Consider the following 25016-nt stretch of genomic DNA (forward strand, 5'->3'; position numbering starts at 1 on the left):
CATTTACGGAATGTATTTATTAGGGATCGGCAAGTCGCCGGGAAGCCCAAACGATGACGCTGAAAAGCCGCTGAGCGACTGGTTCAAATACCAAATTCCGGCCCGATAGACCGCTTGATCGTCCTTACCGTCACCATCGTAATCTCCGGGAGCCGGTATGTCTCCACTGAGTCCAAATGCGATCGCCCCGAATTGGCCGTTGCTGCTGTTCAGGCGATACCAAATGCCGCTCGATGGACGATAGACCGCGACATCGGTCTTGCCGTCGCCATCATAGTCGGCAGGCGTCGGCAGATCTTCGGGCAAGCCAAATGGAACCGCGAAGAATTGGCCGTTTCCACTGTTCATTCTGTACCAAATGCCCGTCGATGGCCGCCAAACGGCGATGTCGTCCTTTCCGTCACCGTCGTAATCATCAGCCACGGGTTTATCGCCGTTGAGTCCGAAATTAAGTATTGTGATAATGCCGTTCGAACTGTTGAGGACATACCAGAGGCCATTAGAGGGTCTAAAAACCGCGATATCATCCTTACCGTCTGCGTCAAAATCACCGGACTGCGGTATGTCGCCATTCGATCCGAAATGATTGACAACGTATTGGCCGTTGCTACTGTTTAGCCGGTGCCAATTTCCGTCCGAAGGCCTCCACACGGCTACATCGGCTTTTCCGTCGCCGTCAAAGTCGCCCGGCGTCGGTATATCTGCCGACAGGCCAAAATTAAGTGCCGTAAACCCTTGGGTCGAACGATTCAGATACCAATTGCCGTCCGATGGGCGGAAAACTGAAATGTCAGTTTTGCTGTCACCGTCAAAGTCGGCGCGTGATCTGAGGTTTAACGTACTGCAGGTGTAGTTTCCGGCAACTTCGACGTTATCGACCCACCAACCGACCGAAGCGGTATTAGTGTCTTCGCCGAAGAGCCAGCGTAGGCTGACGCTCTGACCGGCAGCTGATGCCGGAAGTTGGATCTTGGTCGTGATAAAGCCGCTCGAAGTTCCCGTCCATGCCGGCCGTCCTGAGATCGGATTGTTTGCAACCGTTCCGACCGCGGCGTTATAACCGCCTTCGATAAATCTTCCGCCGGCGGTCAAAATATCCGTGAACGCTCCGCCATTGATGCTGATCTCAAACGCGCCGCCATCCCAACCGTCTTCGGTGTCGTACCTATTTCGGAAAGTAACAATTGCTGCCTCCGATGTGATCGGGATCGCCGGTGAGGTCAACGACGCACCTCCGATAAGCGCCGTGTTCGGCGTAAATACCGAATTCGGAGCGGAATTGGTATTGTTTGTGACCGTTCCAAATAGCACACCCGAGCCGCTTTGAGCTGTCAACCAGCCGGTCGGCAGGTTCGGTGCGGTCACGCTATCGAAAGATTCGGTAAAAGTCGCAACCGGGACACCGGCTATCAATGTTCGCGTGAAACTTGTTGGCCCCAAACTGCTTACAACATTAAACGTCACGCTAATCGAACTTCCGCAGGGCGTATTCGCCGGTACGGTATATAAAACGGATTGCGTCACAGTCGAATTGTTGTTGATCGTGCCGTAATTCACCGAATTTCCACCGGCAACCTGCAGCGTTGTGTTTGTTGCATTGATGCCCGAATTATTAGAAAGCGGAATACTCAGTGAAACGGTTTCGCCGGGTTCAGGAAAACCATTATTGTTTCCGGTCGCATCGGACACTGTGAATGATGGCGTTTGCAATAAATTCGGCAGGTCAAATGCCTCAGTTACCCGTGCTGTTCCACTGCCTGAACCCGGATTGTTAACAACCGCACTGAAGCCCATTCCGCGAATGGCAAACCCTGCCCAAACATCGGCGGTGTCGGGATTCGCTTGCCCGGACGGCAGAGAACTTTGAGCCGCGGCAATGATCGCATCACGTTCCTGCAAAAATGTCGGGCCGATCGGCGCAAGTTTCATTCCGTCGGTTACATACTGCAATACCCGCCGGTTTCCGTCTGCCCAACCGAGGCGTGTCACTAATCGTCCGCGAACCTCCCACAGAGCGGTGCTCCAAACTTCGCCAGCCGCATGAACTTGGTCAGCCGTAGTATTGAACCGCGGCGGATAAGCGCCGTCATTCAAGTTCTGTTGAGTCGCATCAACGTCTGCAAATGTTAGCGGATTGTGCGGGCGATTGTTTGGGCCGCCTGTAAATGCCATAACTGCTTTGGGAAAACGCCGAATCGCATAATAGTAATTGTTCAAGCCTGCTCCCGAAAGATAAGTGTCATAACTTCCAGTCGTATAGATTCCGTTTATCGGGTCCGATGGCTCAGACAACAAGCAATGGGCATACCAATCCGACCAGCCTTCACCCATTCCTCGCGACATATTTGTCGAAAGTCCGCTTCCGTTGCCGTGCAAACGATTTGATGTACCGTGTGTAATTTCGTGAATTACGACATCGGCATCGAGATTTCCGTCAATATCGGGAGTCGGAGCGGTCCAGATATACATCTGCATCCGTCCGCGTCCGCCGTCCGCCGGAGTCGAAAAGTTTGCGTTGTTCGTTCCGGAAGAATCCTGTCCTTCGCCGCGAATTCGGTCGCTTTCAACACCGCCTCGCCCAAAATTTGAATCTTGGAAATTTCGAGCCTGTTCGGTAAATCCTAAACGATATAACTCGTCGTGATACCAATTTGTTATGTAGAATAGCTGTGTCACCGAGCCTTGCTGAAACGCACTTCCGGGATAGGTCTGCGGTACGGCGACCGGTGCTTCGCCGGTATTGCTATTTGGATTCAAAGGGCTGTATGTGTAAGCAAAAGTTCGGCCCGCGTTTATCGCTTCGCTGTTCGGGTCCACGCCATCAACGCCGTCGCGGTCGAGTCCGGCCTGCACGGCGTTTCCGTCCGTTCTGTCGCCGCCGTCAGTGATCCAGCCGTTGTTATTGAATGTATAAGGTGTTTCGTTGCCAATGCGCGTGATGTTCGTCCGCGATATCGGCGAGCCCTGTTGCCCATTCGGCGAAGTCGGGCCCGGCGTAAAAGGAAATGGATTATCGGCAACATTTATCATCGCGTTGGGATTGGCGTAAACGCCGTAAGTTGCGGATTGTGTTTGATCTTCGGTGATGTTTTTACGCCAAAGCATGGTGCCGTGTGCGGCGTCGACGATAATGTAATAGGCATTGACAGGTTGCCAAATAAGCACGCGCCAAGCCGGTAACGCGACACCCGGCTCAGTTGGAAAGTACATTTTCTCTGCAGTCGTTGCCGAGTCGCCGGTGCCGAATATCGTTTTGAGTTCGCTCGAAACCGTTTGCTCCCTCTTGATATTCAGCGTCGAAATATCTGAATTGATATACCCTGCCGCGGCCCTTACTGCTGCAAGCGGATCACCAAATTCAGCTGACACCGCTGTGTGATCGATCGCCGGTGCGAGGTTGTTGATAACTCGGATGATCTCGCCCTGTTTGGTGAAGCCGGCCTTAACCTCTCCGCGGAAGACCGGAATCCCGTTGATGTCTTGATTGAGTTCGACAAACGAAAGGTTACCGTCAGGATTGGTGTAATCGGCGAATACCTTGAGCTCGTCGATCTGTTCCGAGGTCGATCCGACAAGGCCGGCGTTTTGTCGCAGAAACTCTCTCAAAATGTCTGAACGCTTGGCTGACGACGGACGCGTCAAATATGCACGGCCTTGCTTCACGTCGGGGCCGATCACTTCAGGGATACGGATATCAGAATTATATTCAACCTTGAGCGATGGAACATTCTGCCGTAGGTTCTGTTCGCCAACGACAAATCCGTCGCGGGCATCGGCGATCTCGACCGCGCTTTTTCCGGCGGTATTGCGAAAAGCAGCGATCTTTTCAAATGCCGATTTGTCTGTTCTGATATCGTAGTTATTAAGCTCATTCTCGTGGCTCGCAGTCTGAGGTACCATTCCCTGAGCTGCGGAGGCCGGCCGTTTGAAAGGAAGCAGAAATGCGGCAGCGATAAGCGTTAGGACGACTAAACACAAAATGGCATTACGCCTCGTATCGGTCATTGAATTTGATGACATTAAAATGAGCTCCTAAAAGATGTAGACGGTTTCAGACAATAAGAAATGCAAAATATCGCAGGAGAAATCGAATTTACGCCACAAAACCACTAGACTCTAGATTTTGTGTTAGTTCGCAAAAAGACCGCGGCACGATAAACAACATTGGCGACGGTCTGAAAATTAGGTTTCAATTGTATTGTTCGCAAAAAATGATTTTAACAAATCGGCGATCGAAGTCAATGAATTTAGAAGTTCGGCCCGCGCTTTAACATGGAAGATGATCTGATCGACAGTGTTTTCGGGTGCGGCGGGCTGATCTCGCAGCACCACGATGCATACGAATATCGCGAGGGCCAGGTCAGAATGGCCGAGGCGATAACGACCGCATTCGCCGAGAAAAAACACCTGATCGTCGAAGCCGGAACCGGAACCGGCAAGACACTTGCGTATCTTACGCCTGCGATCGCCGCCGCATTGGCAAAAAAGACTCGAATAATAATCTCGACGGGCACGAAAAACTTGCAGGAACAGTTGATGGAAAAGGATATTCCGTTTCTGCAAAAGATATTGCCCAAAAAATTCAAGGCCGCGTATATGAAGGGCCGTTCGAATTACGCCTGTCTTTATCGCATTGCGAAATCCGACCATCAGCCAATCCTCGACGGCATCGGTGAGATCGATCATTTCAAAGAGGTCCGCGATTGGGTTCTGGAAACCAAAACCGGCGATCGAGCCGAACTGACGTATCTTCCTGAAAATCTTTCATTCTGGAGCCGAATAAACGCCAAAAGCGACACGTGTATCGGCCAGAAATGTCCTGATTACGAACCGTGCTTTATCACACGTATGCGTACGAACGCTGAGGCGGCGGATATTGTCATCGTAAATCATCACTTATTCTTCGCCGACCTCAACGTTCGTGGCAACAATTTTGGAAAGGTTTTGCCGGATTACGCCGCCGTGATCTTTGATGAAGCACATCTGATCGAAGACATCGCTGCCGATTACTTTGGGTTTCAGGTCTCAACGTTTCAGATCGACGAACTCGTTCGCGATGCCGACACGCTGCCGATAACGGACGCGATCGCGACAGCGGGAATTTTGCGGAAATCGGCAAAGGTTATCGGTCTGGCGGAGCAATTTTGGATCCGATTCCTGCAAGCTCGCGGCAGCGAAGGGCGTTTCCCGCTGATGCCGGACAGTTTTTCGCAGCGCGGTGCAAATGGCCAGCCGCAGCCGACTACGCACGGCGAGGCATACGAGGCGCTCGACTCGGCTCTTGGCCAGCTCGAGACGGAGATCGATGTATTCTCAGCAAAGATCCCTGAGGCTGACAGTGTCGTCAGACGCATCAGACAGACTCGATTCGATCTGGGATTTATCATAAAACAGGCAGACCGGAACTACGTCTATTGGCTCGAAAAACGCGGACGCGGCATATTTTTGCAGGCTTCGCCGGTCGATGTTTCGGCATTGCTGCAGGAGAAGCTGTTCGACAAGGTCGACACCTGCGTCTTGACCTCCGCGACCTTGTCGGCGAACGGCAGTTTTAATTTTATCCGTGATCGCTTGGGATTGTCGCCGGCGAAAACTACCTCACTCACGGCTCCTTCGTCGTTCGATTACGAAAAACAGGCGATAGTCTATTTGCCAAAGGTGATGCCGGATCCGCGCTCTCCGGAATTTACGCACGCGGCGGCGATAGAGATCGTCAAGATCGTGCAGGTTACACGCGGGCATGCTTTCGTTCTGTGTACTAGCAATTCGTCAATGACGGCATTGTACGAGTTGGTCTCGTCGCGGATCGGATATCCGTGCTTTTTGCAGGGAACAATGGCAAAAACCGGCCTGCTCGAAAAGTTTCGGGAAACGCCTAATGCCGTTCTTTTCGCCACTTCCAGCTTTTGGCAGGGCGTCGATGTTCGCGGCGAACAGCTTTCGTGCGTCATCATCGACAAACTCCCGTTCGCCGTCCCGACGGACCCGATCGTCGCAGCGCGCAGCCGTTTTATTGACGAGAATGGAGGCAAATCGTTTTTCGACTACAGCGTCCCTCAGGCTGTGATCTCGCTGAAACAAGGAATCGGCCGTTTGATCCGCAGCTCGACCGACCGAGGCGTGATCGCCATCCTCGACCCACGTTTGAGATCGAAAGGCTACGGACGTGATTTTCTGAACAGCTTGCCGAGAATGCGGATAACCGGCGATCTTTCCGATGTCGACGCAATTTTTCAACCGGACGTCAAGAGTGCGGTATAATCGAGGTCTATGGCGGCTTTTTTTGAGGTAATGATCGAGCGCAATTTCTCATCGGCTCACCAGTTGCGTGGGTACAAGGGGAAGTGTGAGAATCTGCACGGGCATAATTATAAGATCGAGATCTTTGCGCGTGGAGAGGAACTGAACAACATCGGCCTGCTGATCGATTTTGGCGATCTTAAATCTGCCGCCGATGAGATCGTTAAATATCTTGACCACCGAAATATAAACGAACTGCCGCCGTTCGACGAAGAACTAAACCCGTCCGCTGAGAACCTGGCCCGTTATTTTCTTGAATATCTGAATACCCGCATTGCCGATGAACGCGTCAAGGTTCACAAGGTCCGCTGCTACGAAACCCCAACCAGCGTTGCGACGTATCAAATTGACTAGTGCTTTTTAGAGATCTAGATACCAACCCAATTGGAGGTCAATTAGATGCGTAAGGTCATCATTGGTACATTCTTTCTATTTATATTTACCGTTCTGAACGTTTCAGCCCAGACGGCGATTCTAGATGCCGATAAGGAAGCCATTAAGGCGACCGCACTCGATTATATCGAGGGTTGGTACGAAGGAAACCCGGACCGCATGGAGCGTGCACTTCATCCCGATCTTGCAAAACGGATCGTCCGCACAGACGCGCAGGGCCGAAGTTCGCTTGGACAAATGAGTGCCATGAGTCTAGTTCAAGGCGTCAAACGCGGCGGAGGAAAAGACACGCCAAAAGAGAAACAGCAAAAGGATGTAACTATTCTTGACGTTTTCGGCAATACTGCAAGTGTAAAGGTCGTGGCGTCGGATTGGGTCGATTATCTACATATCGCCAAATCCAACGGCCGTTGGGTGATCGTAAATGTCCTTTGGGAAATGAAGCCGAAACCGACCGTGACTACAAAATAAAAAAAAGCATCAAGCTAAGCTGCTTTATGCTTTTCGGAAATTTATGGTCGGGGCGAGAGGATTCGAACCTCCGACCTCTCGATCCCGAACCGAGCGCTCTACCAGACTGAGCCACGCCCCGCCGACCAAAGTAAGAGTGTAGGTTACTCGTCTGACTTAGTCAAATCAGTATCTGTTTCAGTATCGGCGTCGTTGTTGCCGCCGCGTCGTTTTTCTCGCCAGGCCTTTACAAATTCGAAGATGATCGGCAGCAGCGAAAGAAAAACGACGACAATGACGACCTTGTCGATATGGTCTTCGAGCAGAAAATTCTCGATCCCGAAAACGCTTCGCATAAACTGCTCAACGACCCCGCCGAGAAAATAGCCTGCAAGCAGCATGCTGACAACCCAGGCAAATCCTCCGACTACGTTGTAAGTAACAAACTGTCGATAAGACATATCGGCGGCTCCGGCAACGATAGGTGCGAAAGTGCGAACGATGGGAACAAAACGGGCAATAATGATCGTTTTTCCACCATGTTTCTCATAAAAACTGTGAGCCTTTTTGAGATGTTTCGGATTGAAGAATCGAGATTTCGGACGGCTGAATATTGCGGGGCCAATTCTCTTGCCCGAATAATAACCGACCGCATCGCCTACAACTGCGGCCACGAAAAGCGTGATCATCAGCACAGCCAAATTTAACTTTCCGGCCGCCGCAAAAAGTCCGGCGACGACCAGAAGAGAGTCTCCCGGAAGAAAAAAGCCGATCGCAAGACCTGTTTCGGCAAAGACAATGAGGAATAAACCAAGATAGACCCAGATCCCGAGCTTGAGCAGCATCCAGTCGATAATTATCTTTGGATTTAGATATTCCTTGATCTGATAAAGTAAATCAACGATTGATTCCATAAGATTGTCCGTTTATTGCCAGCCGTATTCGCCGATCAGAGGAACGAACGCGCATGGCCCAAAATTCTCGGAGGTGTTTCCTGATGTCGTGCGAGTGACGCGGATGAGCATCTGAGACCGCTGTTCATCGCCGATCGGGATCACAAGCCTTCCGCCGACCTTTAACTGCTTGATAAGCGGTTCCGGTACGACCGGCCCGCCGGCCGCGACGAGTATTGCATCGTACAGTTGATACGCGTCCCATCCGACCGTGCCGTCAGCAGCTTTAAGCGTTACATTTGTGAACCCAAGTGACCTTAATCGACGATCAGCTTCGTCAGCCAGATTCGGCAGCCGCTCTATCGCGAAAACTCTTCGCGCCAGGCTGGCAAGTACGGCGGTTTGATATCCTGTTCCTGCACCGATCTCAAGGACCTTTTCTGTGCCGACAAGTCCAAGCAATTCGGTCATTCTTGCCACGATGAACGGCTGCGAAATTGTCTGTCCCGCCGCGATCGGCAGGGCGTTGTCTTTGTATGCTTGGGAACGCAGTGCGTCCGGAACAAAGACGTGTCGCGGCAGGCGGCTCATTACCTCCAGGACGCGTTCGTCCGAGATCTTGTAATGAGTCCGCAGGTTTTCTGTCATCGATCGCCGCAGCAATTCGAAGCCGTCCTCATTATTCCGTTTCGGTGACATACCGTTCATACCTTATGTATTCCAGGCTGATAAGATCTCGAGCGCACGATGATTTGTCATATCGGCCCGCATTGGCGAAACGGAGACGAATCCCTCATCTATCGCCTCGAAATCGGTGCCGCCCTCGGCACGAAAACCTTCACGGACCTCACCGATCCAATAGTATGGCTTGCCGCGAGGGTCGATGTGTTCCCTTATGATCGGGCGGGCCGTCTTGAATCCTTGCTTTGTGATGCGAATGCCAACCGGCACGCCTTTCGGTACATTTACATTTAGCAATGTCGATTCCGGGATTCCCTCCGCCAGTGCCTTGGCCGTAACTTCGCGGGCGATGCGGGCTGATTCGGTAAAATCATGATCGCGATACGCGACGAGACTGAACGCGAGCCCCGGAACGCCGAGGATCGTTGCCTCGAGAGCTCCGGCGACTGTTCCCGAATACGAAGCGTCATCGCCGAGATTTGCCCCGTGATTGATTCCTGAGCAGCAGATATGAGGGCGTTCGTCGGCAGAGAGAATCTGATTCAGGGCCATTACAACACAGTCGGTCGGAGTGCCGTCGACCGTCCAATGGCGGCTGTCGACCTGGCGGATGCGCAGCGGCCGAGCCAAGGTCAGGCTATGCGACGCACCGCTCATTTCCGATTCGGGAGCGACGACGTACACGTCGCCGATCTCGACGAGAGCCGCCTCGAGTGCGGCGATCCCGTCGGCATGGATGCCGTCGTCATTGGTCAATAAAATTCGTGGTTTTGACATTGTTGATAGTAAAAAAGCGAAAAGGTGAAAGGCGCAAAACGCATTTTCACCTTTTCACTTTTTCATTTACTTTACCGAACTAACGGCCCATCGGCCCTGACGGACGAGCTGGTCCTGCGTTGTTCATCGGACGCTGCTGACGAAAACGCCTGCGGTTACGCTTGCGAGCGTTTGCCGATTTGAGTTTTGCTTTTTGACCGGGCGGAATGAAGTGAGAATGCTTTTTCAGATCCTTGATGATCTCTTCGCTGATCACTTTCCGCTTAAAGCGGCGCAGTGCCGACTCGATCGATTCGTTATTGTTAACGGATATAAATGCCATTTATTTTCTCACCTCCTTTCGGCTAAGATCTTGCCCATTTGAGCAAACAACTATTAAACAGTTTTTGGGGGCAAAAAGCAAACGCTGAGAGATGCCGCTGCCTCGCACCAAGAGTCCGGATTTTTAGGTGGTTGGTCGATTGGTTTGCGGAGCGAGCGGCGGCAACGGCGGAAGCGGGTGAATGATTGAAATGCAGGGCGGCGGTCGAAATACGCGTTTTCTGTCAAAACGAAACACTCGGCGTCGTATTACTTTACGTTTTGTCGGATCGATACAGAACTTTCTCTAATTCCGCCCTTAATGTGGCGTTGAAGAGCCTTTGCGGCAAGCCGGATCTCTATCACGCAAAGCTCTTCAGCTAAATTCCATCAAAACGCTACAACTGTTGGACACTCCCTACTTCGGCAACGGAACGGCAAGTAGGTGTCCGCGATAGACGAAAAATACCTTTTTAGCAGCTTCGTCGACGTACATATCCATGCTGTTAAAGGCGATCTTTGGCAGAGTCAGCAAGGGCTTGAAACCGAATGTCCGCGTTTCGTAAATGCCGACCTGGGTGCTGCCTTTTTCGGCGTCAATGATCGCGCCCCAATATTCGTTCGGCAGTGAGGCCTTCTGCAACGGCCGGAAGGTCTGTTGCGACAAAGGCCTGAATTCGCCGCGGACGGGCTGCATTGCTCCGGTTACCGCATCGACCAGGAACATTGAGTCAGGGTCGGTGTCAGGCATTCGCCGATCTTCGTTTGTTTCATAAAGGTAATCCTCATATTCGCTTTGATATGCGATCAGCACCTTGTTCAGGGTCGGAATAAATGCCCGCGGTGTCGGACGGCCAAAACCTTCGACGTCAACGCGAAACTCCTTAGTTGTCATCAGGTCGACGCGCATCAGCGAGTCGCCGCTTTCTTCGTTCGACTTGTTAACGAGCAGCCACCGGCCGGCTGGTGTCAAAAATGGATTTAGATACAAGCCGTCCCTGATCTTGGTGATCCGGCCTCCAGTGACCTTATACAGGCCTTCGGACGATGTCCTGATCTCGACGGCACCGACGCGAGCCTTCCATCGTTCGGGGTCCGGAGGGACGGCAAGCCCGTCCTTGAGAGGGATGTACTCCGCAGACGGCGGTTGTGCAACACCTTCGCCGAGAATGCCTCCGGCAACTTTGTGCCACGCATATCCTTCCCATTCGCGTTTTACCTTTAGCTTTTCGCGAAGTTCATATTCATTTGTTTCGGTCCCTGGCTGAACTTCACCATCTTCGCTTACGACGGCCTTCTCGATCTCTTCGTCGACCTTTTTGCGGATCTCCATATCACTCACAACGACGAGCAGATCAGAGCCTTCTTTCCAGACAGTTTCGACATGTTTGTCGTCATCTGAGAGAACGAGTTCGAGGCCGGGAATGTCGCGACTCATTGCATACTTCACGACCGCCTGCGGCTCTTTAAGACGAGCAAAGTACTTATCCAGTCCAACAAAGAAATCATAACCCTCGCCACTGACATAGACTCGCCGGCCGCCGTTTTTCCCGAGCATCAGGAGTTCTTTAGAAATGCAATATTCACCTCCGCAGCCGAGGAACGGTTTGAGCGAATCGACGTTATTGTCAGTAAGATACGTTTTCAATTCGTTGAATTCATACTCGGTCAATGGCCGTTCGCGGTAACGGTTCTCGTCCTCATCCCAACTGAATAGAACTCGATCGCTGTAAATCCGTATGTAGTTGACATCGTAATAGTAAACACCGAGCAGATCGGAAGTTTTTTTGACCTCGTCCTGAAGACGTTTTTCAATGGCCTTAATATCGGTGCTTTCTCCTCCACCCCAGCCGTTGTAGAGCGAATTATCGCCAATACTGGCGTACAGGAGATATAGATATTCGCTGTAACTGTCAGGAGCACCATCGACGTAAAATGCAGAGCTGGCTCCGGTTATCCGAGCTTCATTGGGATAGCGGGCAAGGACGAGGGCACGAGCCTCGGGCGAATCCTCACTTTCGAGATAACGTTCGGCGGCCGTGACAAGTCGTTTGTTCGTCGATGACAGGCTCTCGGCGACCTTCGCGATCGGGAGAACGCCTCGGATCATGCGTGCACACGCGAACATCGCGGTCTTGGCAATCACTTCGTCACTATCCAGAATCGCAGCGTATGCGGCCTCTTCGTCCAGGATACATGCAGCGATCCCCTTTCCTGTCGATGAACCGCTTCCGGCGTCAATGACCTCTGCGGCCTGATTTTCTCGAAGCACTTTTCGTTGACTTAACAATCGCACGACGATGTCAACGCCGGCAATGTCATTTTTAACATCGCGGAGCATTAGTGCATTGATCACGTTATTTTGCCAACGGAGGATCATCTTGCGGAATGCGGCAGAAAGACGCGGATTTGTCTTGTCGAGGCCCTCGATGCGATTGACCAGTGCGCCAGCGAGATCGTTCGATATCTCGGTCGAAGCTAGTAGCTGTATTGCAAGCTGAGCTTTAATTTCCGCAGCGGTGAACGGCCGATTGCCGCGAATCGCAACATTCGTATTTGCGGTCTCTAAATAGGTATTGGCTGCCGCATTCGAGGCGGCGGGATTTTCCTCCGTGTCCATCTCTTCGCGGACGCCCTTTGCGGCCGCATCGAGAGCATCCATTTGCTCCGCCACCGCATATCCGCCGCATGCCAGTATCGCCCCGATCACTTGAGATTTCTCATAATCTTCGCCCTCGGGAAGGATGCGCCGCAATGACGGCACCGCACGCCCGTCCTTCTGTTTCGCCAAAGCCCGAACAGCGGCACCACGCATCGCAGGCGCAACATACTCGTCCGTTATGCTTGTCGATGCGGTGTTTGATGCCGTATTCGCGACTCGCACATTGCTCGTAGGCTTTGCAGCGTTCGCCGCGGTGTTTGCCGAAGAGCCGGGACGCGAAACTTGCTCATTGAGAATCTGGATCAAGCCCGGAACGGATTCAGGCATTTCGATCTCAGCGAGTTTGTAGAGGAGTTGTTCGCGAACGTTGCTGTTGTCGACGGCCCATTTTGGGTCTTCGAGCCAGGGAAGTAGAGCACGGATGATCTCGACATTTCCACTGTCGATCTTGAGCGTAAGATTTCTTATTGCTGCTCCGCGGACGACCGGATTACCGCTTTTCAAAAGCTCGATCATCTTTTCGACGTATTTTTCGTCAGGCGACATCAACGGAAGAGTCGTGAGGCCGGTAAAACGCTGCATTCCGACGAGGGTCGGGTCTTCCAATAAACCGAAGTACCAATCATCTCGGCCTGACCAGTCCTTTTCACTCGAAAGAGCGTCCATTGCAAGATCACGCATGCCGTCAGGATTATTTTTGTCCTCGACGATCGCTTTGAGTTCGTCACGATATCGTTCGATATCTCCGAGAGAATCGGTTTCGAGAGCGTGCTTATAAAGTGCCCATTTTGCAAGTGCCAGCGATGCTCGCGAACTGCTGTCGGCGACCAGACGGTCGATCAGCGGTTTGGCCTTATCAAAATCGAACTTCGCAAGAGCAAGGAGCTCTTCTTGGTTGGTAACGTAGCTATCTGCATCACTCACCTGCTGCGCCCCGCGCACCAGGTCGTTACTAAAATATGGACTGTTATATGTAAGCCAGTTCTTTATTGTCGAACGCTGGTCTTTATCAAATGCACCGGTTGTTCCTTGTCCGTCATATAGGTCTTTTACAAACTCGAAACCGTCCTTTTCCTTAATAAAAAGATTCAGGAATTCGAGCAGCTTTTTCGGGTCGCGTTCGATCTCTTTCTTGATGCGGCCCAGCGAACGGGCAGAGGGCTCAGGCATGTACCTTAATTTTTGATAGGATTCGCTTTGAATACGCCAGTATTCCAGCAGGTCCTCATCGGAGGCATTATCTGCGGGTACTTTGCTCTTGCTGTAAAAGTCAGTTCCGCGGTCGCGATAAGGCTTCACTAACGGGTTCGGCGGCGGCGGCCCGGGAAGCAGCAAGAGTTTGGCAACCATGTCCTCTTTCGCAGCGGATGTGTGCAGCAAAAACGCGGACAGAGTGGTAAGTAATACAACACAAAACGCAGCGGCACGAAGGACATTCGTCATATGATAAGAATCCTGTTGATCGAGGTGGACACAGCGATTATAAGCCTTTCGTATCCCAAATCAAGAAAAAAGTTGCTTGGAATTGATTCCATTTCCGTGAACGCGGTTCAAATGCATCGGAGCATGCTTCGAAATTGACAATGGCGATGGGAAAGGCAATAATCTGCCACTTGATCTTTAACAATCTCTAGCATTGGGGTGCCGACTTTTCAAGATTCGGCCTAACAGGGAAAGACGGGTGAAAATCCCGCACGATCGCGTCACTGTCACAGTCAGAACGCCTGCCTCAGATGTTATTGCCCAGATAGATGTTTCGCGTCAAAACATCGCCGGCAGACATAGTATTTCAAGTTAGTTTTTGGAACGCCTTGTTTTTCGACTTCGATCTATTTCGACGCGAACAGCAGGGCGTTTTTTGATCTCAAACTTGAAATTTCAGCTTTCATATTTTCGATTTAGTTTTATGGTTTTGAGAGTGCCGGGAGAATTTGTAAACAAGGCAATTGTAGCTCTGATGTTGTTATCGTCATTTTCTGCGTGTCGCAGCACGTCGAATTTGAATTCAAATACGACTGCCGAACCGATACGACCGATGCGTGTCGTGACTGACGATCTAGACCGAAAGGTCACGATTCCAACAAACGTCACGCGTGTCGTATCTCTGGCACCAAACCTGACCGAGAGCATCTTCGCCGTCGGAGCAGGCGACCGGCTCGTCGGCGTTACAACTTTCTGCAACTATCCCGAGCAAGCCAAGCAAATAGGCAAGATCGGCGATACGATGAACCCCAATATGGAATCCATCGTCGCCCTCAAACCTGACATCGTCTTCGTTTCGACTGCATCACAGATCGAGAATTTTACAAAGACGCTTGAGGCGAATGGGATCGCCGTGTATGTGACGAATCCGACTGATCTTGCACAAGTGTTTAAGAGTATCAGGACACTCGGCGACATCTTGGGCACCGGTGATACGGCAAGCCTTGTCGCGGACGCGCTTGAGCAGCGTGTAGCGGCGATCAATGTCGCCCTCCGTGATCTTCCTCAAAGCGGTCCCATGCAGTTAGACGATGGTCGAGTCAGAGTGTTCGTGCAGATTTCACGAGAACCTTTATTCACTATCGGCAGCGGCTCGTTTCTTAATCAACTCGTAGCTGCCGCTGGTGGTATTTCCACTACCGCAGAGATCCCAAGCGCATATCCGAAAATCAGTAAGGAAACGGCTGTCGCATTGCGGCCGGGGGCGATCATCCTGTCCGATAGCCCGGACAACAAAGAGCCGAACGACGCTTTTAAGAATTCGTACGCGGTGAAAGAGGGACGCGTATATACGGTAAACGCCGATCTGCTGTCGCGGCCCGGGCCGAGGTTGGTTGATGCGATGGAGCAGGTCGCGCGGTATCTGCATCCGGAGAAGTTTAAGTAGTTTTTATGAGTTGCCACCAGCGTTAGCTAGTGGTTAGCAAAGAACGAAATCCCGGCTTTAGCCCAAATGTTGGTAAACCGCGAAGAACTTAAATCTTTTGGAAATTCGGCCAAAGCAGCCCGGAATTGCTGAGATTATCCATAAGCTAAAGCTAGTGGCAATTTATTGAAAACAACAACGATTAAGAATTCAAGAAATCGTGGACTGCTAATTGGCGGTGTGTTGCTATTTCTTCTGGCCATCGTTCTAACTTCAGCGGCAATGCTTGGTGCCGAGAGGCTGCCTTTGTTTGATCTTTCGGAGCAGCAGCGGTCGATACTGTATGACATTCGGCTGCCGCGAATATTGTTGGGGGCGTGTGTCGGGGCGAGTTTGGCAGTTGCCGGGGCCGGTTTGCAATCACTGCTGCGGAATCCGCTGGCTGAGCCTTATTTGCTTGGCGTTTCGAACGGTGCGGCGTTGGGGACCATGGTCGCGTTCGTGTTTTTTCAGAGCCTCGAGATCACGCGGCCGCTGCTTGCGTTTGCGGGAGCGGGACTCGCAACGATCGCGGTCTATCGAATGGCGAAGAGCCGTGCCGGGATGAATGTCGAGCGGCTCGTGCTGTCTGGCGTGATCGTGACGACGTTTTTGTCCTCGATCATCGTGATGCTTACAACACTTCTCGATGCTGCGAAGCTTAGGAGCTTTACATTTTGGCTGTTGGGCGACCTGTCGCAGGCAACAGTGAACGGCGTTTACATCAGCCTTGGGGCTGTGATCGTCGGAACGATCGTCCTGATGTCGCAGGCACGGGCACTTAATTTGATGATGGTTGGCGAACGTGATGCATTTGATTTTGGCGTCGAGGTCGGGCGTGTGCGAATGCTCGTTTTTGGAGCGGCGAGCCTCGTTGTCGGTGCAGCGGTCGCGGCCAGCGGCAGCGTCGGGTACGTCGGTTTGATCGTGCCGCATTTGGTTCGGCTTACGGTCGGCAGCGACAACCGTTTGGTCGTGCCGTTCTCGGCGATCGTCGGTGCGATATTTGTCGTTTTCGCCGACACCATCGCCCGAACAGCGATAGCCCCAAGGGAATTGCCGGTCGGAGCGGTTACAGCGCTGATAGGTGCACCCTTGTTTATTTATTTGCTGAGAAGAAATTAAAGTTGGCTATCCAAAAATAATTACTAATTACGAAATTTTTAATTACTAATTAGTTGATCGAGAATGCTTGAGGTCCTAAACATTTCGGTAAGTTATGGCGAGCGCAAGGTTTTGAGTAGCGTAACGCTCGATCTGCGTGAAGGCGACATCATCGCACTTCTCGGTGCAAACGGTGCCGGAAAGACTTCTTTGATCAAAGCGTTGAATGGAACTTTGCCTTTAACGGCGGGCGAGATCAAGCTCGATGATCGTTCGTTGTCGAACTATTCTAGGCGAGAGATAGCATCGCAAATTGCTGTCGTTGCTCAGGAAAATGAGACGCGGTTTCCGGTTACTGTTTTGGAATTTGTGCTGTCGGGGCGGTTTGTTCACGGAGGAGCGTTTGGTTGGGAATCGACTGAAGATATTGAGTTCGCGGAAGGAGCACTTGCCGATTGCGACCTCGGCGGCTACGCGTCCCGACTTATGAATGAACTCTCAGGCGGCGAGCGGCAGCGTGTTGTTCTTGCGAGGGCACTCGCGGCCGGAGCAAGCATTTTGCTCCTCGACGAGCCGACAGCGAACCTCGATATCGCGCATCAGGCAATGATGTTTCGATTAGTGCGAAAACGCTGCGAAGAATGCGGCTGCTCGGCAGTTGTGATCACGCACGACCTCAATCTCGCGGCTGCATTTGCGGATGAGATAGTCATGCTCAAAGACGGCCGTGTTGCTGCAAAGGGCACGCCCGAAGAGGTTTTGACAGCCGAAAATGTAGGCAATGTTTTCGGCGTCGATGTATTGCTGGACAAAAATCCGGCGAGTGGAAATGTTCGAGTGACGAGCGTTTTTTAGGAGATTTAGCCACGAATAACGCCAATGACACAAATGATGAAGAAATCTTAATTCGTGATATTCGTGTTATTAGTGGCAAGAATCCTCTTTTGTTGACAGACGACGCAAGGGAAGTTTGGTGCAAAGCCAACGCTGCCCACGCAACAGTGAATCCATTTTGGATTTTAAATTTTGGATTAATCCAAAATCGGCAATCAAAAATCCAAAATCGAGAGAGCCTGGAACTTTGCCCGTTTGTTGTGTTTTTGAACCCTTCTGCGATGGGCAGAAAAGGAATAATTTGTGAGAAATTTTATTGCGTGTGCGTTAATCCTTTTAACATTTTCAGCGGTCTCTGGGCAGCAGGATAGTTCGATTTCGGGGACGGTGGTAACTGCAGACGAAATGCCGGCGGGTAAAGCAACTATCATCCTTAAATTGCGGAGCGATAATCTAACGGTTTTAACAACACAGGCGGACGACAAGGGAAGATTTCGCATTGAGAACCTTAGACTGGGCCGTTATGTTTTGTGGGCATATTATGGAGACGGTGATCGTCTTTCCACTTCTGCGAACGTCGATTTGACACAAAACCGCAGCAAGATCGTCGCCCTCCGTGTTACAGACGCCGCGTCCGTAATGCGATTTCACGAAATTGTTACGGTCTCAGCTGGCGAAAGCCAGCCCATCGAACAAGTTTCCAAAACCGTCAATGTCATCACCGCACAAGAACTGCGGGACCGTGCGGACTTTTCGCTGCCAGATACGTTAAGGACGATACCGGGTTTTCGCGTTCAGCAGCTCGGGGGATTTGGTCGGACGGCGACGATAAAGACTCGGGGATTGCGTAATCAGGATACGGCGATCTTGATCGACGGAATTCGGTTTCGCGATGCGTCGGCGATCACCGGCGATTCGTCGCCGTTTTTGAGTGATTTTACGCTGACGAGCGTGGCGAAGGTCGAGGTGCTTCGAGGTTCGGGTTCCTCGTTGTACGGTACGAACGCGGTTGGCGGCACGATCGATTTTCAGACCCCGACGGTACGAACAGGAACGCACGGACAAATATCGGGTGCTTTTGGAGGCCTTGGTCTCGGACGGTTCCGCGGAAATCTCTCGCACGGTACATCGGACAGCAAATTTGGGGTCAGCGGCGGCGTTTCGCGGACTGTTTACACAGAGGGAATTGACGGTCAGGATAACGCCGCAAATACCAATTTTCAATCGCGTGTAGAGTTCAATCCATTTACGAATACGAATATCTCGGCGAGATTTTTCGTGTCTGATGCAAGCGTCCGACTTAACTCGAGTCCCGACACATTCGGTACAATGCCTTTATCGAATGCGATCGTTATCAACGCCAATCCGAACGTGAATTTCGTTGCGGATGCCAACGATCCGGACAGTTTTCAGAAGTCAAAATTCTTTAGTGGCCAGCTTGCGCTTAATCAGGTCATAAACAGCAAACTCGTCATAAGCGGTTATTACCAGGGCCTGACGACGAAGCGTACGAACGATAACGGCGCTCTCGGAGCAGGTTTTCAGAGTGCGTCGACCAGCATTTTTGACGGAACGATCAATACGGGAAATGTCCATCTAAACTGGACGCCGGTCAAAGAAAACGAACTGATTGTTGGATATGAGTTTGAAAAAGAAAAATACGGCAACGACGGCAGAACGCCGTCTGGAACCGGTAATTTTTTCACAAAGGCGGGGCAGACCAGCATCACGATTTACGTACAGGACCTCGTGCGTTTGCTCGAAGGGAATCTTCAACTTGCCGGTGGTATTCGAGTGCAGCAATACAGCCTCGACCGTCCGTCGTTTAGCCTAGCGAATGCGCCGTACAACAGTCTCGGACTTGAGAATCCCCCGACTGCCTACACATTCGATGGTTCGGCTTCGTATTTTATTTCAAAGACCGGCACGAAATTCCGGGCGCACGTTGGCAACGGATATCGCGTGCCTTCGTTGTACGAGCGGATGGGAACGTTCTTTTCTTCGTTCGGGACCCCAAGCTTTATTGCTCTCGGCGATCCATTTTTGAAGCCGGAAAAGACGATCGCATTCGATGCCGGTGTCGAGCAGGATCTCGCTAAAAATAAGGTGCGGCTGACGGCGACGTACTTTTACACAAAGCTCACGGACGTGATCGGTTACGGCAATGTGGTTCCAAATATCGGTTCGACGCCGAGGCCGTTTGGCGGTTACCTCAATCAGAAAGGCGGCATCGCTCGGGGCGGGGAGTTTAGCGTGACGGTCAAGCCGACTAGTTCGACGGACATTTTTACGTCGTACACCTACACCAACAGCGATCAGATAATGCCGCAGGTTTCGGGCAGCGGGGTAAACAGGACGTTGGGTGTTCCGACGCAGCAGTTTACACTAGTAGCGACGCAGCGGTACAAGCGATTTTGGGTAAACTTCGATCTACTGGCGACGTCGGACTATCTCGCACCGATCTTTAGCAATGCGACCTTCGCGACTTATGTATATCGTTTTGCCGGCAATCGCAAGGGAGATCTGACAGCGGGTTATACTTTTGGGTTTAAGAACGAAAAGATTACGATGCGCCTGTTTGGGACGGTTGAGAACGTTCTCGATCAGGAATACTACGAAAACGGGTTCCGCACGTCAAAAGCGACGGGACGAGTTGGTTTGGCATTTGGTTTTTAGAAAAGGTTGACCGCGAAAGACGCGAAAGGGGCGAAAAAGGTAATCACTGTGATCTCCGATTTCCTTTAGCGTCTTTTCGCTGTTTTCGCGGTGAAATAATCTTCTGCCAAAACCTATATCGTGTTAAAATCACGACATCGGAGGCAATGAATTATGAAGATTCTGTTTTTTGTCTGTATATTTTTGTCGACGTCGATCGTTGTAGCAGCGCAGGCGAAGGTTGTGACCAATGCCGATCTTGATAAGTATCGAGCCGAACGCGAAAAGGCGGCTGTCGATTATCGTGAGAACTATGCGAAACGGGGACTGCCTTCGCCCGAAGAGCTTGATCGGCGGAATGAGCAAGATCGAAAAGTATTGGCCGAAACCGCTTCGCGCGTACGTGCAGAAAGGCTTGAGCGGGAACGATTAAACGCCGAATACGCGGCGGCCTTGAGGCGGGCAGAAGTTGCTGATCGTGCGGAGACCATAATATATGTTGATGGAGTGGCGATGCCTACGTATTTTTGGAGCGACGGCCGCCGTTACAGATATCCGCGGATCAGATACAACAACCAGCCGGGTTACTTTGCCGGCGGACAATTTTGGCCGACCGGGCCGCGAACGCAGCCGAAACCGTTGATAGCTCGACCAAGAAAATAATATATGAAACAAGGCTGGGAAGCAGTGATCGGCATGGAGATCCATGCACAGTTGGCGACGGAGACGAAGATCTTTTGTTCGTGCGCGGTCGAGACCGGCGGTGAGCCCAATTCGAATACTTGTCCCACGTGTCTCGGATTGCCGGGAGCATTGCCGGTATTGAACCGGCGGGTGATCGAACTTGGGACGAGAGCGGCGTTGGCGCTGGGGCTTGAAGTGCAGGAGACCTCGATCTTTGCCCGCAAGAATTACTTTTATCCTGACCTTCCGAAGGGCTATCAGATCTCACAGTATGACAAACCATTTTCCGCAAATGGCCATTTGACGATTCTGACCTCAGAACGTGACGATCACGGCCGAGCCGCTGAATGGCGGCCGATGACGATCCATATACAACGGATGCACCTCGAAGAGGACGCAGGTAAGAATGTGCATGACGGTTTGCCGGATACTGACAAGTTCTCGTACGTCGATCTCAATCGCGCCGGAACGCCGCTTGGCGAGATAGTTACTTCGCCGGATTTTCGCACCTCGTGGCAGGCATATGATTACGTAAATCACGTTCGCAGAGTGCTGCAATGGGTCGGGGCCAGCGACGCGGATATGGAAAAGGGAAACCTGCGTTGTGAGGCAAATGTCTCTGTGCGTAAGGTCGGCGAGACGGCTTTTAGAAACAAAGTCGAGCTGAAGAATCTCAATTCAGTTCGATTTATGCAAAAAGCGATCGAATATGAGATCGAACGCCAGATCGAGGCTCATGAGGCCGGCGAACCCGTAAATCAGGAATCGCGTCTTTGGGATGAGAAGAACAACATGACGCGGTTTATGCGTGGAAAAGAGGACGCACACGATTACCGCTACTTCCCTGAACCGGACCTACAGCCGCTTGTTGTGACCGGGGATTTTGTTAATGCGGTCAAAGCTCAGATGCCTGAGTTGCCGGATGTGATGCGCGACCGGTTTATTGACGTGTATGGATTAGGTTTTGCCGAAGCATCGCAGTTAGTGGCGGATCGCGACCTGGCAGAGTATTTTGAAACGACTGCGAGATTTAGCAAAAATCCAAAGCTGTCTGCAAATTGGATCCTTGGTGAACTTACGAGGGAACTGAACAATTCTGGTAAGGCGGCAACCGAAAGCCTCGTCACGGCCGAGGATCTAGCCGCTCTTTTGACGACTATCGAGTCGGGTTCGATCAACAATAATCAGGCGAAAGAGGTGCTTGTAGAAATGTTTGCGACCGGCAAGACTGCGCAAGTCGTGATCGCTGACAAGGGCTTTGAACAGGTATCGGATATTGGTGCGATCGAGAAGATCGTGGATGATGTGATCGCGGCAAATCAGTCGAATGTCGACGCATATCGCGGCGGCAATGAAAAGCTGTTTGGTTTTTTCGTCGGGCAGGTGATGAAAGCTTCGCAGGGTAAGGCGAATCCAAAGATCGTGAACGAGCTATTGAAAGAAAAACTGTAGGTTTCCATCCGGAGTTTGTGGCTGCTGCGGGAGGCGGTATGTGGCGTTTGGTCTTAATTTTGTTTTCAGCGGCAGTTTCCTTTACCGGCGTCGCGGCCCAGCAAGCATCCCCAACACCGACATCGACGCCGCGGCCATTACCGGCACCTCAGGAAACTCCGGTGAATTTTAGGAGCCGGACCGGAGTCAGTTCAATGTACGATGGACGTCCCAGCATGACGACCTCGCAAGAACTAGCAGTTCGACAACTCTTACTTCAAAAGTATGCCTTTCCGTTGTATCGAAAGCCGAGCGAAAGCGAATTGGCGGCAATAGCACCCAGTTCGGATATTGTGCTTCGATATAAGAAATTTCTTGAACAAAAAGACACCGGTATTTTCAAGCTTGTTCCTGATGCAGGATGCAGCGAGAATCATCGGGTGGTTGTTGCCACCGACGACTGTTTGAAATACACCATGCCCGGAGCGGGTAATTCATATTCATTTCGCACTGCCAATTACCGCATTCGACATTTGGCAGATCTGATGCTCGCCGGCGACAAGTTTCGTATTCCCGGGATTTTGACACACGGCTTGTTGGCCCCCATTGGGAATATTCCTCTCCCTGAGGTTTCGATGCGCACGCCGGGTATCGCATTTTTGACAGAGTTCAAACCTTCGACAGATTTTGAACGAGCCGTGGCGGTCGAAGATCTAATTGGATTAGGGCTGGAACGCGATGGTTTTGTTTACTCTCGATCGGTTGGCGCATACGAAGATACAACTTACGCGATGCGGGTAATAGCGTACGATGGACTAGTAGAACGAGCAGTGCCCGGCGCGCAGTATAATGAAATGGACTTCGACCGCCGTCGGGATGTGATCGTGGCGTTTCGGGTTGTTGAGCGACCGCCGGACGGCAGTGTAACGATCATTTGGATCGAATTGAGTAACACCGCCGCGCCGAAGTTAAAGATTCCAACTAGATCGACAACATTGGAAACCCCAAAGGGTGAGAAACCGTAGGGTCTTGCATGGAGGTCGATACATTATGAAATTAGACGCCAAGGTTGCGCTCGTTACCGGTGGGACCAAGGGGATCGGATATGCGATCGCCGAAAGTCTGGTCATTGCGGGTGCCAGTGTCCTTATTTGCGGCCGGAACAAAACGGAGATCCGCAATGCGGTTGCCGACCTGTCAAAGCACGGACGTGCCGCCGGGGAAGTTTGCGATGTCCGTAGCGAAGATCAAGTCCGACAGATGATCGAGGAATGTGAGCGGACGCTTGGCGGCATCGACATATTGGTCAACAACGCCGGAATGGGTGTGTTTGGCAAAACGGTCGAAGATCTGTCGGGTGACGAGTTCAGGCAGACGCTTGAAACCAACCTCTTCGGGGTTTTTTATGCCTGCCACCATGCGATACCTAGGATGAAGCACCGAGGCGGCGGATACATAATCAATATTTCAAGCCTTGCTGGACAGAATGCTCACCCGAAAATGGCGGCGTACAACGCATCAAAATTTGGGCTGAACGGATTCTCTGAAGCGTTGATGCAAGAGATCCGGCAAGACAATATCAAGGTCAGCTATATTTGTCCGGGTAGCGTAAACACGTACTTCGGAAATGACACGCCGTCCGACGAAAAAGCATGGCAGCTACAGCCGGAGGATATCGCACGGGTCGTGATGGACCTACTCGCGATGAATCCGCGCGCGTTGCCGAGCAAAGTCGAGATCAGGCCGAGTAAACCGCCGGTTCGGTAACCTTTTCGACAATATTCGATAGGACAGATCGGATGTCTTCTGCATTGACGGGCTTTATCCGATAGTCCGATGCACCAAGTTCGGCAGCTCGGTTGATGTGTTCGTCGGCATTTAATGATGTGGCCATAATCACGGGAATGTGGCCGAAGTTATCATCGGTCTTGATGTATTCAAGGAGTCCCCAGCCGTCCATATTCGGCATCTCAACATCAGAAATAATCAGATCAGGCTCCCATTTACCCGAAAGCAGAAGGATCAATGCCTCTGAGCCGTCATTTGCCGTGATTGCCTGGCAGCCCGCATCTTCGACCAGTTTTACGTGATGTCGCCTGATGCTGGCACTGTCGTCGACGACGAGTACCAACGGTTTCTGCTTTTCTTCTGAAAGCAGCTTATTATCGACGACCGGCTCAGACTTTTTGAAAATGAGCGGCATACGGATCGTAAACGTCGTACCGATCTGAGCTTCCGTCCTCAGGCTGACGCTGCCGCCCCGGCTTTCGACACTTTCGCGGACTATGTTCATTCCTATGCCGCGGCCGGCATTGAGGTTGAGTTTATCAGCGGTGGTCAATCCGCGATCGAATATCAATTCCCACGTTTCGAAATCAGCCATTCGCGACGCCGTTTCGGATGTGATCAGTCCGGTCTCTATCGCTTTCTCCTTGAGTTTCAGCGCAGATATTCCGCGGCCGTCGTCCTCAACTGAAAGTATAACGTTACTAGCGTCGGTCGAAACACCGATCGTGATCATGCCTTTTTCAGGTTTGCCGATCAGACGTCGCGTGTCGGGAGGTTCGATGCCGTGGACAACTGCGTTCTTGAGCAGGTGGAGTAAAGGCTCGATCATTGCGTCGATTATCTGCGTGTCGATCTCAATGTCCGGATCCGCCAAAATGACCGTCGCCCGCTTGTTCTCTTCCTGACAGGTCACGTGAACGGCGCGGCTCAGACGCGTTTCAAGCGTTCCGAATCTGACCATGCGGATTCGAAGCAGCTTTTCCCGCATTTCATCTGTCAAGCGACGCTGCGTTTCAAAAAGCAATTCCAGGCCGCTGAAATCCTCGTCGGTTGCATTTCTGCCAATTGCCGCGATGTTGGTGGAAATGGCGGTCCGATTTTCAACAAGGTCATGAGAGACACGTATGAGTTCGTCCAGACGATCGAGTGATACTCGAACGATCGGCGTGCTCGGTGT

The 25016-nt window shown here is 51.7% G+C and carries 18 protein-coding genes, 1 tRNA gene and 1 riboswitch; of the genes, 11 read left to right on the forward strand and 8 right to left on the reverse strand.

Going from position 1 to position 25016, the window contains the following annotated elements; all coding sequences use genetic code 11:
* Positions 1–3: 3 nt before the first annotated feature.
* On the reverse strand, positions 4–4020 hold the full coding sequence (locus IPK01_09180; GenBank protein ID MBK7933656.1) for a M36 family metallopeptidase: 4017 nt from the start codon (positions 4018–4020) through the stop codon (positions 4–6).
* A gap of 252 nt (positions 4021–4272) precedes the next feature.
* On the opposite strand from IPK01_09180, the gene IPK01_09185 reads away from it, so the two are divergent.
* Genes IPK01_09185 through IPK01_09195 form a run of 3 tightly spaced genes read left to right on the forward strand, consistent with a single transcriptional unit; the run spans position 4273 to position 7164 of the window.
* Positions 4273–6261, forward strand: a complete 1989-nt coding sequence (locus tag IPK01_09185) for an ATP-dependent DNA helicase (GenBank protein ID MBK7933657.1) — start codon at positions 4273–4275, stop codon at positions 6259–6261.
* A gap of 9 nt (positions 6262–6270) precedes the next feature.
* A complete protein-coding gene (gene queD / locus IPK01_09190) occupies positions 6271–6654 on the forward strand; it encodes a 6-carboxytetrahydropterin synthase QueD (protein MBK7933658.1) in 384 nt (127 codons plus the stop codon).
* Between the two features lie 45 nt (positions 6655–6699).
* Positions 6700–7164, forward strand: a complete 465-nt coding sequence (locus tag IPK01_09195) for a nuclear transport factor 2 family protein (protein MBK7933659.1) — start codon at positions 6700–6702, stop codon at positions 7162–7164.
* Between the two features lie 44 nt (positions 7165–7208).
* Here IPK01_09195 and IPK01_09200 read toward each other — a convergent pair.
* From IPK01_09200 to IPK01_09225, 6 genes are all read right to left on the reverse strand, one after another.
* Positions 7209–7285, reverse strand: a tRNA-Pro gene (locus tag IPK01_09200).
* A 22-nt stretch (positions 7286–7307) separates the two neighbouring features.
* Positions 7308–8057, reverse strand: a complete 750-nt coding sequence (locus IPK01_09205; GenBank protein ID MBK7933660.1) for a VTT domain-containing protein — start codon at positions 8055–8057, stop codon at positions 7308–7310.
* A gap of 12 nt (positions 8058–8069) precedes the next feature.
* On the reverse strand, positions 8070–8684 hold the full coding sequence (locus IPK01_09210; protein MBK7933661.1) for a protein-L-isoaspartate(D-aspartate) O-methyltransferase: 615 nt from the start codon (positions 8682–8684) through the stop codon (positions 8070–8072).
* A gap of 63 nt (positions 8685–8747) precedes the next feature.
* On the reverse strand, positions 8748–9494 hold the full coding sequence (gene surE, locus IPK01_09215; protein ID MBK7933662.1) for a 5'/3'-nucleotidase SurE: 747 nt from the start codon (positions 9492–9494) through the stop codon (positions 8748–8750).
* A gap of 79 nt (positions 9495–9573) precedes the next feature.
* On the reverse strand, positions 9574–9816 hold the full coding sequence (locus IPK01_09220) for a 30S ribosomal protein S21 (protein MBK7933663.1): 243 nt from the start codon (positions 9814–9816) through the stop codon (positions 9574–9576).
* A 396-nt stretch (positions 9817–10212) separates the two neighbouring features.
* Positions 10213–13899 carry a HEAT repeat domain-containing protein gene (locus IPK01_09225; GenBank protein ID MBK7933664.1) on the reverse strand — a complete coding sequence of 1229 codons (3687 nt, stop codon included), beginning with the start codon at positions 13897–13899 and terminating at the stop codon, positions 10213–10215.
* Between the two features lie 556 nt (positions 13900–14455).
* Between IPK01_09225 and IPK01_09230 the strand changes: the two genes are divergently transcribed.
* The 8 genes from IPK01_09230 to IPK01_09265 all read left to right on the forward strand — a co-directional run bounded on the left by IPK01_09230 (position 14456) and on the right by IPK01_09265 (position 23818).
* Positions 14456–15325: a cobalamin-binding protein gene (locus IPK01_09230; protein MBK7933665.1), complete on the forward strand. Its 870-nt coding sequence runs from the start codon at positions 14456–14458 to the stop codon at positions 15323–15325.
* Between the two features lie 222 nt (positions 15326–15547).
* Entirely contained in the window at positions 15548–16468 is a 921-nt protein-coding gene (locus IPK01_09235) for an iron ABC transporter permease (protein ID MBK7933666.1), read from the forward strand.
* Positions 16469–16579: 111 nt separating this feature from the next.
* Positions 16580–17302, forward strand: a complete 723-nt coding sequence (locus tag IPK01_09240; GenBank protein ID MBK7933667.1) for an ABC transporter ATP-binding protein — start codon at positions 16580–16582, stop codon at positions 17300–17302.
* Positions 17303–17355: 53 nt separating this feature from the next.
* Positions 17356–17551: riboswitch (cobalamin riboswitch) on the forward strand.
* Positions 17552–17668: 117 nt separating this feature from the next.
* Positions 17669–19957 carry a TonB-dependent receptor gene (locus IPK01_09245; protein MBK7933668.1) on the forward strand — a complete coding sequence of 763 codons (2289 nt, stop codon included), beginning with the start codon at positions 17669–17671 and terminating at the stop codon, positions 19955–19957.
* 153 nt (positions 19958–20110) lie between these two features.
* Positions 20111–20599 carry a hypothetical protein gene (locus tag IPK01_09250; GenBank protein ID MBK7933669.1) on the forward strand — a complete coding sequence of 163 codons (489 nt, stop codon included), beginning with the start codon at positions 20111–20113 and terminating at the stop codon, positions 20597–20599.
* 3 nt (positions 20600–20602) lie between these two features.
* Positions 20603–22072 carry an Asp-tRNA(Asn)/Glu-tRNA(Gln) amidotransferase subunit GatB gene (gene gatB, locus IPK01_09255; GenBank protein MBK7933670.1) on the forward strand — a complete coding sequence of 490 codons (1470 nt, stop codon included), beginning with the start codon at positions 20603–20605 and terminating at the stop codon, positions 22070–22072.
* Between the two features lie 17 nt (positions 22073–22089).
* The gene (locus tag IPK01_09260) at positions 22090–23076 is read left to right on the forward strand and encodes a hypothetical protein (GenBank protein ID MBK7933671.1); all 987 of its coding nucleotides are present in this window, start codon (positions 22090–22092) and stop codon (positions 23074–23076) included.
* Positions 23077–23101: 25 nt separating this feature from the next.
* Positions 23102–23818, forward strand: coding sequence for an SDR family oxidoreductase (locus IPK01_09265; protein ID MBK7933672.1), 717 nt, complete (start codon positions 23102–23104; stop codon positions 23816–23818).
* On the opposite strand, the gene IPK01_09270 is transcribed toward IPK01_09265, so the two are convergent.
* Positions 23790–24863 (reverse strand): response regulator, encoded by a 1074-nt coding sequence (locus IPK01_09270; GenBank protein ID MBK7933673.1) that lies wholly within the window; start codon positions 24861–24863, stop codon positions 23790–23792. The two genes, IPK01_09265 and IPK01_09270, sit on opposite strands and share 29 nt — an antisense overlap.
* Positions 24864–25016: the final 153 nt, after the last annotated feature.

It is taken from the genome of Acidobacteriota bacterium (assembly GCA_016713675.1).
Classification (GTDB): domain Bacteria; phylum Acidobacteriota; class Blastocatellia; order Pyrinomonadales; family Pyrinomonadaceae; genus OLB17.

Excerpts from the sequence above, each read along its gene's own strand:
- IPK01_09210 (MBK7933661.1), bottom strand. The coding sequence starts at position 8,684 with ATGACAGAAAACCTGCGGACTCATTACAAGATCTCGGACGAACGCGTC.
- gatB (MBK7933670.1), top strand. The coding sequence starts at position 20,603 with ATGAAACAAGGCTGGGAAGCAGTGATCGGCATGGAGATCCATGCACAG.
- IPK01_09225 (MBK7933664.1), bottom strand. The coding sequence starts at position 13,899 with ATGACGAATGTCCTTCGTGCCGCTGCGTTTTGTGTTGTATTACTTACC.
- IPK01_09185 (MBK7933657.1), top strand. The coding sequence starts at position 4,273 with ATGGAAGATGATCTGATCGACAGTGTTTTCGGGTGCGGCGGGCTGATC.
- IPK01_09220 (MBK7933663.1), bottom strand. The coding sequence starts at position 9,816 with ATGGCATTTATATCCGTTAACAATAACGAATCGATCGAGTCGGCACTG.
- IPK01_09195 (MBK7933659.1), top strand. The coding sequence starts at position 6,700 with ATGCGTAAGGTCATCATTGGTACATTCTTTCTATTTATATTTACCGTT.
- IPK01_09250 (MBK7933669.1), top strand. The coding sequence starts at position 20,111 with ATGAAGATTCTGTTTTTTGTCTGTATATTTTTGTCGACGTCGATCGTT.
- IPK01_09265 (MBK7933672.1), top strand. The coding sequence starts at position 23,102 with ATGAAATTAGACGCCAAGGTTGCGCTCGTTACCGGTGGGACCAAGGGG.
- IPK01_09180 (MBK7933656.1), bottom strand. The coding sequence starts at position 4,020 with ATGTCATCAAATTCAATGACCGATACGAGGCGTAATGCCATTTTGTGT.
- IPK01_09205 (MBK7933660.1), bottom strand. The coding sequence starts at position 8,057 with ATGGAATCAATCGTTGATTTACTTTATCAGATCAAGGAATATCTAAAT.
- queD (MBK7933658.1), top strand. The coding sequence starts at position 6,271 with ATGGCGGCTTTTTTTGAGGTAATGATCGAGCGCAATTTCTCATCGGCT.
- surE (MBK7933662.1), bottom strand. The coding sequence starts at position 9,494 with ATGTCAAAACCACGAATTTTATTGACCAATGACGACGGCATCCATGCC.